Raw genomic sequence first — 14,080 nt, 5'->3', positions numbered from 1 at the left:
TCCTAAATTTGTGCCTTTTACAAATAACAATATGATTAAGAGACAGCAAATTAAAGATTTATTAAAGTCGACAGCATTTGACACAGAAGTAACGGTTATGGGATGGGTTAGAACCTTCCGGAATAATCAATTCATTGCCTTAAATGATGGATCTTGCATGGGCAATATCCAGGTTGTAGTTGATTTTAATAATTTACCAGAAGAGCTGTTAAAAAGAATAACTACTGGTGCAGCTATCTCTGCAACTGGTAAATTGGTCGAGTCGTTAGGAAAGGGCCAATCAGTTGAAATTAAAGCAACAACGGTTGAGATTTTGGGAGACAGTGATCCTGAAAAATTCCCATTGCAACCAAAAAAACACAGCTTGGAGTTTTTGCGTGAAATTGCCCACTTGCGTTTCCGTACCAATACTTTTAATGCCGTATTTAAAGTCCGTCATGCTTTGGCTTTCGCGATACACCAGTTTTACAACGAGCGCGGCTTTGTTTATATGCACACGCCAGTTATTACTGCGAGTGATGCCGAAGGAGCCGGAGAAATGTTTAAAGTAACCACTTTAGATTTCGACAATACCCCTCGTACTGACGATGGGAAGGTCGATTTTTCACAGGATTTCTTCGCCCGTGCTACCAACTTAACCGTTTCTGGTCAGCTGGAAGGCGAATTAGCGGCCATGGCATTCGGACAGATTTACACCTTCGGTCCTACTTTTAGAGCAGAAAACTCAAATACTACCCGCCACCTGGCTGAGTTTTGGATGATTGAGCCAGAAGTGGCTTTTGCTGATTTGGAAGATAACATGCAACTTGCGGAAGACATGATGAAGTATGTAATTAACTATGCTTTGGATAACTGCAAAGAAGAACTGGAATTTTTAAACACACGTTTGGCTGAAGAAGATAAACAAAAACCTCAGAATGAGCGGAGTGAATTTGGTTTGTTAGAAAAATTGGATTTCTGTTTAGCTAACGAGTTCGAACGTTTAACTTATACAGAAGCGATTAGAATTTTAAAATCATCTAAACCAAACCAAAAGAAACAATTCAAATATTTAATTGATGAGTGGGGAGCAGATTTACAAAGTGAACACGAAAGATATTTGGTAGAAAAACACTTCAAAAAACCAGTGATCTTAACCGATTACCCGGCTGATATTAAATCTTTCTACATGCGTCAGAATGAGCCAGATGCCGAAGGCAGACAGACTGTAGCGGCTATGGATATCTTGTTCCCGGGCATTGGAGAAATGATTGGTGGTTCTCAACGTGAAGAACGTTTAGATCGTTTAACGAAACGCATGGGAGATATGAATATCCCACAGGATGAGTTGTGGTGGTATTTGGATACCCGTCGTTTTGGATCGGCACCACATGCAGGTTTCGGTTTAGGCTTCGAACGTTTGGTATTGTTCGTTACCGGGATGACAAACATCCGCGATGTGATCGCATTCCCTCGTTTCCCTAAAAACGCAGAGTTTTAACTGAAGCAAAAAGGATAAAAGCGAAATCCATTTGATATGAAAAATCCGTTTGAATTAATCAAACGGATTTTTTTTACTAACGAGTCGTCATTTAGAATAGAGCGCAGCAGAAGGGAAAAACCTTTTTACCTGGCAACTCTTCTTCAAAAGATTTCTCCGCTTCGCTTGAAATTACGGATAGCATTCTAATTTATCTTCATCCATCAGAACGCTATTCGGCAAAAACCATCAAAAACAAAAAAAGCCAAGTTTTAAAACTTGACTCCTTAAAAAATTTCAAAAAATAGCTCAACTATATTCCTTCCTCACTCATGGTATCATTATAAGAATTGGCATGTTGATAATCAACAGCAGATACTTTATAATCGGTTGGCGCAAAACTTTTTGCTGTGCTCAGTGCCATACCCAATTCGAACCTTGTAGGATAAGGGGTTTGCAATAAACTTCCTGCAGGAATATAGGGGAATGTTTCCAGATAAGACTGCATCACATTCTGGCTTACCCTCCTGTTAATATAAGCACGACTCAACTGTGAAGGTTCGCGGAGTCCTGCCGCACCTAATAATTCAACCGCACTGGCTACGGTTAAATTATGAAAGTTTTTCACCCTCACAGTTTTATCTTCCACAACCAAACCTTTCATTAAACTTTGATCTTGCGTGGCCACACCCGTTGGGCAAGTATTGCTGTTACACTCCAAAGCCTGAATGCAACCCAAGGCAAACATCATTCCACGGGCAGCATTACACATATCAGCTCCTAATGCGATGTTCTTAACCAAATCAAATCCAGAAGACACCTTACCAGAGGCTATAATTTTAATGTGTTTTTTAAGGTCAAAACCATTCAACACATCATAAACAAAAGCTACACCCTCTCTCAACGGCATACCCACCGAGTTAGAAAACTCTTGTGGCGCGGCACCTGTTCCCCCTTCACCCCCATCAACGGTAATAAAATCAGGATAGATACCGGTTTCAATCATCGCTTTGCAAATGGAATAAAATTCGCTCTTGCGCCCGATACACAATTTAAATCCAACAGGCTTTCCGCCAGAAAGATCTCTTAACGTTTTTACGAATTCTAAGAGCCCGATTGGCGTATTGAATGCGGAGTGAGCTGGCGGTGATAAGATGTCTTTACCCTGTGGAACCAAACGAATCCGTGCCACCTCTGGTGTAACCTTTTTTGCGGGCAACATCCCGCCATGCCCTGGCTTTGCACCTTGTGATAATTTAATCTCCACCATTTTTACCTGTTCGGTTACCGCTCTTTCTGCATAGGCTTCATAATTAAAAGTCCCATCCTCATGGCGACAGCCAAAATATCCGGTTCCTATTTGCCAGATCAGATCGCCACCGGGCTGACGGTGGTAGTCGCTGATTCCACCTTCACCTGTATTATGAGCAAAGTTGCCCATTTTGGCTCCTCCATTCAATGCTAAAATGGCATTCTGACTTAAAGAGCCGAAACTCATCGCTGAAATATTATAGATACTGGCAGAATATGGTTTCTTACAATTTGGCCCACCCACCAACACACGTGGATCAGAATCAAGCTCGTGATGGGAAATGGCAGCAATACTATGGCTTAACCATTCGTAACCATTATCATAAACGTTAAGCTGCGTTCCAAATGGAATAGTATCGTTATCTTTTTTAGCACGTTGATAAATCAAAGACCTGTTTAGCCTGTTATAAGGTGTACCGTTCGTATCACTTTCCACAAAGTATTGATAAACTTTTGGCCTTAATTCCTCCATGAAATACCTCAACCGCCCAAAAACCGGGTAATTTCTTACAATACTATGTTTGGGTTGATATAAATCATAAATGCCGAGGATTACAAAAGGACCGGTGAAAAGGAAAGTCCACCATAAAAACGGATGATAAAGGCCCAACATAATGGTAAGGGCAACTAAAAATGCTGCAATAGCAACGAAAGCTTTTCTCATGTTTTGTTCAAATTAGGTATGATATCTACATTGCAAAATAATAATAGCTGAATTTTCTACCTTGTAAACCAGTCTGTGTTCTAAATTTATTCTTCGAGACCACCAACTCGAGTAATGATGTTTTAATGGTTCAGGCTTTCCTGTTCCTTCAAACGGTGCACATTCAATTTCTTTTAATAATGCATTGATTTTTTTCAGAATAGCTTTATCAACCTTTTGCCAATACAGATAATCCTCCCATGCAAGATCAAGAAATAATTTATTCATTATCAAGCAATTCATGTGGCTTAGCTAAGCCCTTTTCATAGTCTTTTAAACCCTGCTCTAATCGCAAAGCATTTTTTGGACTCCTTAATAAGTAAAAAGTTTCCTGCATGCTATCATAATCTGCTTTTGATAATACCACCACATCTTCGCCCTTTGCACGTGTTACAAACAAAGGTATGTGATCAGAAAAAACTTTATCGAGGTAGGTTTTTAAACTTTGCCTGAATGAGGTATAGTTTGTGATTTCCATTTTTATTCTTTTATACATCAAAATTAAAAATAATAAAACGGCTGTACAAATTTTTGTACATATTTAGAATTTTTATGATTAGACCATCTCGTAAACAACTAACGTCATTATTTGTTATTTTTACGCTATGCTTATTAAGATCTATCCAGAAAACCCAAATGAAAAGGCCATTGAACAGGTGGTTGAAGTGCTTAAAAAAGGTGGTTTGATTATTTATCCTACGGATACCATTTATGGTTTAGGTTGCGATATTACCAATCCCAAGGCGATCGAAAAAATCGCCCGGATTAGAGGAATCAAACCAGAGAAAGCTAATTTTTCTTTTATTTGCCACGACCTGAAACACATTTCTGATTACATTAAACCGATTGACAACACGACGTTTAGGGTATTGAAAAAAGCGTTACCTGGTCCCTTTACATTTATTTTCAATGCCAATAATAATGTACCCAAGTTATTAAGCTCTAACAAAAAAACTGTTGGTATTCGGGTGCCAGATAATAATATCGCCCGCTGCATTGTAAAGGAACTTGGCAACCCCATTTTATCAACTTCAATCAAAGATGATGACGACGTGGTTGAATATTCGACAGATCCTGAATTGATCCATGAGAAATATGAAAACTTAGTTGATTTGGTAATTGATGGAGGCTTTGGAGACAACGAAGCTTCAACAGTAATTGATTGTACCAATGGCGAATTTGAAGTTATCCGTGAAGGCAAAGGCAACATTGAAGATTTTTTATAAACACCATCGTTGATGTGAGCGCAACGTATTAAGTGAACATAAATTATTCCATATAAAATCTATTTTTCCACATTCTGGCGAATTAACATTAAGTTAAACTGACTATTAGGCTTTTGCATATACATTTGTTCTAAACAAAACAAACTATATGAAAAGACCTTTACTTCTCATTTTATTCCTTTTATTTTCCTTTCCAATTTTCGCTCAGGTAACTTTGACAACATCTCCGTATGTTGAAAATTTTAATGGAATTGGAACTGGATTACCTAATGGTTTCAGCATTAGATTAAGTTCAAATGCAACGAGTTTAGGTACAGCAGCAGCGTTAACAACCGCTCCGACTGCCTGGAATAATGCAACAGGAGCCTTTAAAAACTTCGCTTCAGCAACTGGCTTAACCTCAGCAAGTAGCACCACAGATCAAAATGCTGCAACAAACCGCAGCCTGGGAGTCAGGCAAACAGGTGCTATTGGAGACCCGGGAGCAGCTTTTGTATTTCAGATTGCAAACACAACAGGAAAATCGGCACTCAAATTAAGTTTCGATTTACAATCTTTAGATAGTTCTTCGCCAAGAGCTGCAGCCTGGGTGGTAGATTACGGTTTTGGAGCAAGCCCAACAACCTTCACCCCTGTTACGAGTACCGGAACCCTAGTTACCGGCGGAAGTACATTTTCAAGCAATGCCATTACGGTAGATTTTGGTGCAGGTTTAGACAATAATGCCGGGCCAGTTTGGATCAGGATTGTTACCCTTAACGCAACAACAGGGTCTGGAAACAGACCTTCCTCGGCAATAGATAATTTTAACCTTACATTTACTTCGGGTAGTGCTGTAGTGCCAACCCTTGCCGCTAATCCAAATAACCTTTCATTCGGAAATCAAAACGTAGGTTCAGTTTCTGCATCACAATCTTATACCTTAAGCGGAGCCAATTTAACAGGAAACGTGAGTGTGAGTGCGACTGCCCCGTTCTCCATCTCTAAGGATAATAGCACATTTAGTAATTCGCTTAGCTATACCGCTGCAGAACTTACCGCATCTCCATTAGTTTATGCCAGATACAGCCCCACTGTGGGCGGTAGTACAACTGGTAATATCGTAAATACAAGTGCTGGCGCATCAACCGCAAATGTTGCGGTAACCGGAACTGGCCAGACATCAATTTTAACCGTTGATAAAACCTCATTAGATTTTGGCAATCAGAATGCAGGTACAAATTCTGCTCCTAAAACCTTTGTTTTAAGCGCTACAGGCTTGACTGATGCAGTAAATCTGACTGCAACTGCACCTTTCACCTTATCAAAAGACAATGTAAGTTTTAGCGCTGCCATTAGTTATTCGGTAGCAGAATTAACTACAAGTAAAACAGTTTATGCTCGTTTTAGTCCTACAGCAGCAGTGCTTTCAAATGAAAATATTTCGGTTTCAAGCACAGGTGCTGGCACACAAACTATCTCGGTAACCGGAACGGGAACAACACCGCCCGCCGCCCCCACTCATGTAGTGATTTCGGAGGTATATGGTGGCGGAGGAAACGCAGGTGCAACTTATAAAAATGATTTTATCGAACTCTATAATCCAGGCAATACTTCAGTAAGCTTGACAGGGTGGAGCATTCAATATGGCGCTGCAACTGGAACATCGTGGCAGGTTACGCCATTAACAGGCAGTATTCCAGCTAAAGGGTTTTTCTTAATTCAACAGGCAGCTGGTGCTGGTGGAACAATTAATTTGCCAAGCCCCGATGTAACCGGAACCATCAATATGGCTGGAGCGGCGTTCAAAGTAATTTTGAGTAACGCGACTGCTCCTTTAACAGGTGCAAATCCATCCGGCGCAGCCGTTGTAGATAAAATTGGTGTCGGCCCAACTGCAACCGGATTTGAAACCACGCCAACTGCTGTATTGACTAACACAACATCAGCAGAAAGAAAAGCTACCGCAACTTCTACTACAACTACTTTAGCCGTTGGTGGCCCTGAAGAATTTGATGGAAACGGATTTGACTCAGACAACAACAGCACAGATTTTGTAATTACAGCACCAAATCCTCAAAACTCAAGTGTAAAAGAACCAACGGGTGCAAACCATGTGGTAGTTTCCGAAGTTTACGGTGGTGGAGGCAATTCAGGTGCCATTTACAAGAACGACTTTATCGAACTGTATAATCCAACGCTCTCAGCAGTAAATTTAACTGGCTGGTCCGTTCAATATGCAAGTTCAACAGGTACGAGCTGGCAGGTAACCACACTTGCAGGAAGCATTGCTGCGAAAAGTTTTTATCTCATCCAGCAAGGTGCCGGAAGTGGCGGCACCACGAATTTGCCCACACCTGACCGGATTGGTTCCATAAACATGGCTGGTGCGGCTGGCAAGGTTTTATTAAGCAATGTATCCACTGCACAAACTGGCGCAAGCCCCACCGGAACACAAATTATTGATTTTGTAGGTTTTGGAACGGCAAATGCCTTTGAAGGTTCAGGGCCAACAACTGCTCCATCAAATACTTCATCCATTGAACGTAAAGCAACGGCAACTTCTGATGCGACAACATTGGGCATTGGAGGAACTGAAGAATTTGCTGGTAACGGGTTTGATAGTGATGATAATACCTTTGATTTTGTGGCTAAAGTGGCGAATCCTCAAAATTCGACCGTAACCGAACCCGCTTCAACTGCTGGCCCTTACTTAATCACTACACCTAAAACCCTTGCATTTAGTAATCAGGCGATTAACACCATTTCAGCATCAAAAAGCTATGTTTTATCTGCCGGAAATTTAACTGCCGCAACTACACTTACCACAAGCGCACCTTATGCGATCTCAAAAAACAACATCACTTTTACGAATACCTTATCTTACACTGCGGCTGAATTAACTGCCAACCAAACGGTTTATGTGAGCTTTAGCCCAACGGTTGCCGGCAATACCACTGGGACAATTTTGCATACCAGTCCTGGGGCAACCGCTGTTTCTTTGGCACTTTCAGGACCTGCGATTGATCCAAATCAAACCGTTTTTAATTTCGAAAATTGTACAACAGTTGGAAGTGCTGCATTATCTGACGGCTTTTACCAATATAGCGTTACCGGACCTCAAACCTGGGGCTGTACAACTACTTTCGGTCACGATGCAAATGATGCTACCGGTACAGCCAGCGCTGGAAATGCCTTGCAAATAAATGGTTTTGCCAGTGGAAATATCTTGAATGAAGATTGGTTGATCTCTCCGGCGCTTAATTTATCAACCATGAATTATGCGGTGCTTTCCTTCTGGACAAGATCTGCCTTCGCAGGAGATAAATTGCAGCTAAAAGTTTCTACCAATTACACCGGAAGTGGGAATCCTGCTTTAACAACGTGGATTAATTTGGATGGCAAGTTCCCGGAAACAGGTTCTGATATCTGGACAAAATCAGGAAACATCGATCTTTCAGCCTACAAAGCTACTCCGGTATATGTAGCTTTTGTTTACAATTCTACCACTTCATCGGCAAGCCGCTTGACAGTTGATGATTTTGCGGTGGTCAGTTCAAATACTCCACCACCAGTAGATATCACCACTTCTACAACGAGTGTTAATTTTGGTTTCCAGGCTGCAGGCACCACCTCGACAGAGAAATCATTTACATTTTCTGCAGGTAACTTAACGGGAGATGTTACGGTTACTGCTCCGGCCAACTTTAGTATTGCAAACAGCAGTAATGGCACTTTCGGCTCAACACTAACCTATAACAGGGCCGCAATTAACAATACCTCCCCTACTGTTTACGCCAAATTTTCGCCTACAGCAGTTAACACCACTTATTCTGCAAATCTAAATATCGCTACAGCAGGTTCGGCTACGAAAATGGTCAACCTGGCTGGAAATACTTTTGATGTGGCAAATACTTTGGAAGTGGTGAACTGGAACATAGAATGGTTCGGTAGTCCGGCACAAGATCCGGCAAACGATACCCAACAGGCAGCGAATGTGAAGACAATAGTCAATAACATCAATGCAGATATTTATGGCTTCGCCGAAGTGGTGGATACCACTTTATTTAGAAATACCGTTTTGCCTGCGGGATATAATGTTGTTTTCAGCTCCTTCGGTTCTTATGCTGATGATAAACAAGATATTGATTATCCGCTGGCACAGAAACTGGCTTTTATGTACCGTACCGATCTGGTAAAACCGATTAGAACTTTTGGCGTACTGGAAGACACCTATAATCCTTCCATTCCATCAACGAGTGTAGATGGAACACCTTACAAAAACTGGTCATCGGGTCGTTTTCCTTTCGCAATGGAAGCAGAGGTAACCCTTAACGGCAAAAAGGAAACGGTTTATTTTATTGAAATCCATGCAAAGGCGAACACAGGAACTCCAGCCGAACAAATCGATTCTTACAATAGAAGAAAAGGTGGAAACCTGCAATTGAAAAACTGGATCGACGCTAATTTGGCTGGCAAAAAGGTAATCATTTTAGGGGATTTTAATGATATACTTAATCCGGATAAAACCATTGCACCGATGCCGGCTGGAACAGGAACTTCGTATGCTGATTTTACCCTGGATGCTGCTAATTATTTCCCTATTACCTTGCCTTTGAGTTTAGCCGGCAAACAATCTACCGCAGGTTTCAATACCGTGATAGATAATGTAATCCTCACGAAAAGCTTGAATTTGAATTACATACAAGGAACGGCAGAAGTTTTGGATGCCGTTAAAAATCTGGTAACCAATTATAGTTCAACCACAACCGATCATTATCCAATCAAATCAAGGTATCTTTTCGGAAACGGCGCTCCTACCCTGAGCCCAATTGCCAACCAATCATCTTGTTTCACCACACGGAACAAAACTATTGAGGTAAGCGGAATATCTGCTGGTCCGGAGACTACGCAAACTACCACGCTAAGCATCACTTCTGATAATCCGAATTTATTCGATGTGTTAAATATTGCGGCCAGTGGAATGGATAAAGGAACCATCACTTATCGTTTTAAAAATAATGTAAATGGTTCGGGAAACATTACAGTAACCGTAACAGATAATGGAGGAACCGACTATGACGGCATCAATACAGTAAGCAGAACGTTTAAGTTGACGGAGCTTTCTGCAGCTACGGCTACCATTTCTGGCAATACTGCCGTTTGTTTAAATGGTACTTTACCTGCAATCACATTTACAGGTACAAATGGTACGGCACCTTACACCTTTACTTATAATGTAAACGGTGGCGCAAGCAGAACAATAAGTACTACAGGAACAAATGCTTCTGTTGCGGTATCGGTTCCAGTGAATACAGCTGGAAGCTTTGCCTATAATTTATTAAATGTTACAGATATAAACTGTGGTCAATCGCAAACGGGAACAGCTATCGTAGTGGTAAATCCGCTCCCAGTTGTTGCCATTACCGCGAATAAAGCGCTTTCTATTTCAAAAGGTGATGCTTTAATTCTTAGCGCAACTGGCGGAAACCAGTACAGCTGGACGGGTGCCGATATCATCAACGGTCAGGTGAGTTCATCCGTAACGGTACGCCCTAGGCAAACGGGAATTTACAAAGTAACCGTTACCAATTCAAGCGGTTGTGTGAGTGAGCAAACGATCACCATTACGGTTGTAGATGATTATAAATTGGAAGCAAGCACAGTAGTTACCCCTAATGGCGATGGGTATAACGATAAGTTTATCGTGAAAAACATCGATTATTATCCAAATAACACGGTTAAGATTTTCGATAAAGCTGGTCGTATTTTATACACTAAACAAGCTTATGCCAATGATTGGGATGGAACGGTAAATGGAAGTCCGCTGGAGGAAGGAACTTATTACTACATTATTGATTTAGGTTCTGGAATCGGCACTTTTAAAGGTTACATTAATATTATTAGAGACTAATTACAGACATGAAAGCAATTACAAAAAACTTAAAGCAAATGCGTCGCGTAACGTTTCTATTTGCAACTGGGTCATTTATTTTCAGCACAGCGAAGGCGCAGATCTTACCTTTAAATGCTCAGTATTTTCAAAACCGCTATTTAGTAAACCCATCAATGGCAGGTATTAAAGAAGGATTCAATATCAATGGAAGTTTCCGCAAACAGTGGTCGAATATTCCCGGTGCACCCCTCACGCAGAGCGTAACTTTAGATCAGCAAGTTGGAAAAGTAGGTTGGGGCGTTAACGTTTATAACGAAAAATCTGGCGATTTACAACGCACAAAGGCCGTAGGAACTTTTGCCTACCATTTGCCTTTAAGTGGTAAGGAACAGCAACTGAATTTCGGCGTTTCCTTTGGAGTAAGCAGGGATCGATTAGATTTAAGCAGCATCAGAAACAGCGATATTAACGATCCATCAATTGCCCGTTTCAACGATCGTGGATCTTATCTTGATGGAGATTTTGGCGTTTCTTATACCTCCAAGGGATTAACAATAGAAGGCGCCGTTCCAAATATCCGCTCTGTTTTTAGAAAGGATGATTTAAACTATGCCAATAAACCTACTTTTTATTCGGCTATAGGATATAAATTTAGCCTTGGTGAAGGAATGAACGGTATAAGCCTGGAGCCAAAAGGGGTTTTCAGAGGAATTAAAAACTATAAGAACTTGTGGGATGCGGGTGTAAATGCCAACTTCGCCAACGATAAACTGTGTGTAATGGCCATGTATCATAACACGCAAAATGCAACGGTCGGCTTCGGCGTAAACTACAAATCGTCTCTATATTTTATGGCCTACTACAACACAGCAACTTCAGCCATTAGCGGCTATACAGATGGCGATTTTGAGGTGAACATTCGGGTGAATATCGGAAAGAAAAAATAACTAGAGTAGCATAAACAAAAAATTTAGCCACAGATTCGCAGATTGAAATCTATGATTCTGTGGCTTTATTAGTTTATTCTTTGCCAGTGAAAGGTAGAAGGCACCAGAAACTTTTCGCTAAAAGGAACCCTTACAAAGCAGAGTCTTCCACTCCTCGCTAAAGCCATCCTGCTTTCCGGCATAGGAAGTGATGGAAAGAGAAGCAGGTGAAACTTTTGCCCAAACTTTCAAAATCCGAATGACTAAAACTGCGGTCAGTTCGATTCTTCATCGAACCTAATCCGCTGTTGCAATTAAAGTTTCGCATGGCTTATCCGACATCAGTTCCAAGCCTTGATTTTTTTGTTACTTTTTTGATCAAGCAAAAAAGTAAGAGCCTTCGGTTTCAAACCGAAGAAAGATTAGTAAGAGCAAGCTTCAATCACCTTGTCAACCCTTTATCGCTATGAGATCACTCGTACTTCTTATAGGTGTTATATTCTCATTTGCAGCTGTCGATACGTTTTACTCTTTGAAAAATAAGTTTCCTAATCATTAGATCATATTGTTTTATGATTTTGTCGAAGTAACCAACATTTTCAAATTAAAATTGTTCGGGTTTTAATAGTATCTCTGTTAACATAGATGCTATTTTTTTCAAATAAACCGAAAACTACTCATTCAATAATTAGCTTTGCTATTACAGCACCACTATGGCAAAGAATAGAAATACAATACCCCTTGAAAATATAACTTTTAAAGAACGCCTTTCATCGTTAAAAAATCTGCCCAGTTTGTTTAAGCTGGTTTGGGAAAGCAGTCCGAGCAAGACAATCATCAGTTTCATCCTTCGGATAATACGTTCGGCCATGCCGGTTGCCCTGCTTTATGTGGGCAAACTCATTATCGATGAGGTGGTTGACTTGAGTACCGGCGCCACGAATGGTAATATGCAACTGCTTTGGGAACTGGTAGGATTACAATTTTTACTGGCGATTTTGAACGATGCACTGGGCAGAATGATTAATCTAACAGATAGCTTGCTCGGCGACCAGTTTTCGAATTATACTTCTATTAAAATAATGGAGCATGCAGCTACGCTCGATCTGGATCAATTCGAAGATTCGGTATTTTACGATAAGCTTGAACGGGCAAGGCAGCAAACAGTGGGGCGAAGTGTAATGCTTTCTCAAGTGATGAGCCAGATACAGGATTTGATCTCTATGGCCTTTCTTTTGACTGGTTTAATTGCTTTTAACCCGTGGTTAATTCTCCTTTTAGTGCTTGCAATCATCCCTTCTTTTTTGGGTGAATCTTATTTTAATAGCAAGAATTATGCATTATCTCGGAGTCAGACACCAGAGCGCAGGGAACTCGATTATGTACGTTACCTGGGTGCAAGCGATGAAACGGCAAAGGAAGTAAAGATTTTTGGCCTCGCTGATTTCATTATCGACAAATTCAAAACTTTGTCTGATAAATTTTATCAAGACAACAGCAAGTTAGCGGTGCGCAGATCTATTTGGGGTACATTCTTTTCCATCTTAGGCACTATTGGTTATTATGCGGCCTATGGATTTATTGTTTACGAAACAGTTACCGGAAAATCGACGGTGGGCAACCTTACTTTCCTTGCTGGGTCATTTCGTCAACTGAGCAGCTTGATGGAAACAATGCTTTCAAGGTTTACGATGGTTTCTCAAGGCGCCATTTATTTACAGGATTTCATTGATTTTTTTGAGATCAAGCCGAAAATCACCAAACCAAAAGCGGCGCTGCCTTTTCCAAACCCCATAAAATCAGGTTTTGTATTTGAAAATGTGGGGTTTCAATACCACAATAGCGACAGGTGGGCGAATAGAAATTTAAGCTTTGAGCTCAAACCCGGCGAAAAATTGGCCCTGGTTGGAGAAAACGGTGCAGGAAAAACGACCTTGGTTAAACTCCTGGCCAGACTGTACGATCCAAGCGAAGGTCGTATTTTATTAGACGGAAAGGATTTAAAGGCTTATGATTTAGACGACCTAAGGCATAACCTCGGCATCATTTTCCAGGATTACATCCGCTATCAAATGACTTTTTATCAAAACATTGCGGTCGGCAATATTAAGGAAATTGAAAATGAACAGTTGGTTAAAAATGCTGCGCAACTTAGTTTGGCAGATGAGCTTGCACAGAAGCTGCCGGGAGCTTATCAGCAATGGCTAGGCAGGAAATTTAACGATGGAGTTGAACTTTCGGGCGGCGAATGGCAAAAGGTTGCGCTTGCCCGGGCATACATGAAAGATGCGCAAGTATTAATTTTAGATGAGCCTACCTCTTCATTGGATGCACGGGCAGAATATGAGGTCTTCCAACGTTTTGCACAACTCACTACAGGAAAATCAGCAGTTTTAATTTCACATCGTTTCTCTACAGCAAGGTTAGCCGACCGGATTTTAGTGTTAGAGAAGGGAACGCTGCTCGAGTCAGGAACACATGAACAACTCTTGAAAGCGGGAGGCAAGTATGCTGAGCTGTTTAATTTACAGGCCTCAGGTTATAAATAAATTCAAAGCGTTTGCCAATAAAACAAGAACT

General features: G+C 40.9%; 8 protein-coding genes. 5 read left to right on the top strand and 3 right to left on the bottom strand.

Annotated elements, in window-relative coordinates; all coding sequences use genetic code 11:
• The first annotated feature begins 31 nt into the window (after nt 1-31).
• Nucleotides 32-1,480, top strand: a complete 1,449-nt coding sequence (gene asnS, locus OQZ33_RS11160) for an asparagine--tRNA ligase (RefSeq protein WP_265799108.1) — start codon at nt 32-34, stop codon at nt 1,478-1,480.
• 292 nt (nt 1,481-1,772) lie between these two features.
• Here asnS and OQZ33_RS11155 read toward each other — a convergent pair whose 3' ends face one another.
• The 3 genes from OQZ33_RS11155 to OQZ33_RS11145 are packed head-to-tail and all read right to left on the bottom strand — an operon-like array spanning nt 1,773 to nt 3,951.
• Nucleotides 1,773-3,434: an FMN-binding glutamate synthase family protein gene (locus tag OQZ33_RS11155; protein WP_265799107.1), complete on the bottom strand. Its 1,662-nt coding sequence runs from the start codon at nt 3,432-3,434 to the stop codon at nt 1,773-1,775.
• Nucleotides 3,435-3,446: 12 nt separating this feature from the next.
• Entirely contained in the window at nt 3,447-3,701 is a 255-nt protein-coding gene (locus OQZ33_RS11150; protein ID WP_265799106.1) for a Txe/YoeB family addiction module toxin, read from the bottom strand.
• Nucleotides 3,694-3,951 carry a type II toxin-antitoxin system Phd/YefM family antitoxin gene (locus tag OQZ33_RS11145; protein WP_265799105.1) on the bottom strand — a complete coding sequence of 86 codons (258 nt, stop codon included), beginning with the start codon at nt 3,949-3,951 and terminating at the stop codon, nt 3,694-3,696. Before OQZ33_RS11145 ends, OQZ33_RS11150 begins: the two co-directional genes overlap by 8 nt.
• A gap of 127 nt (nt 3,952-4,078) precedes the next feature.
• Between OQZ33_RS11145 and OQZ33_RS11140 the strand changes: the two genes are divergently transcribed.
• From OQZ33_RS11140 to OQZ33_RS11125, 4 genes are all read left to right on the top strand, one after another.
• Nucleotides 4,079-4,699, top strand: coding sequence for an L-threonylcarbamoyladenylate synthase (locus OQZ33_RS11140; RefSeq protein WP_265799104.1), 621 nt, complete (start codon nt 4,079-4,081; stop codon nt 4,697-4,699).
• A gap of 148 nt (nt 4,700-4,847) precedes the next feature.
• Nucleotides 4,848-10,592 (top strand): lamin tail domain-containing protein, encoded by a 5,745-nt coding sequence (locus OQZ33_RS11135; protein ID WP_265799103.1) that lies wholly within the window; start codon nt 4,848-4,850, stop codon nt 10,590-10,592.
• Nucleotides 10,593-10,600: 8 nt separating this feature from the next.
• A complete protein-coding gene (locus tag OQZ33_RS11130) occupies nt 10,601-11,521 on the top strand; it encodes a PorP/SprF family type IX secretion system membrane protein (protein ID WP_265799102.1) in 921 nt (306 codons plus the stop codon).
• A gap of 692 nt (nt 11,522-12,213) precedes the next feature.
• The gene (locus OQZ33_RS11125; protein WP_265799101.1) at nt 12,214-14,049 is read left to right on the top strand and encodes an ABC transporter ATP-binding protein; all 1,836 of its coding nucleotides are present in this window, start codon (nt 12,214-12,216) and stop codon (nt 14,047-14,049) included.
• The last annotated feature ends 31 nt before the right edge of the window (nt 14,050-14,080 follow it).

It is taken from the genome of Pedobacter sp. MC2016-05 (assembly GCF_026239735.1).
Classification (GTDB): domain Bacteria; phylum Bacteroidota; class Bacteroidia; order Sphingobacteriales; family Sphingobacteriaceae; genus Pedobacter.
The sequence above is the reverse complement of the archived record's forward strand: the minus strand, read 5'-3'. Positions and strand labels throughout refer to the sequence as shown.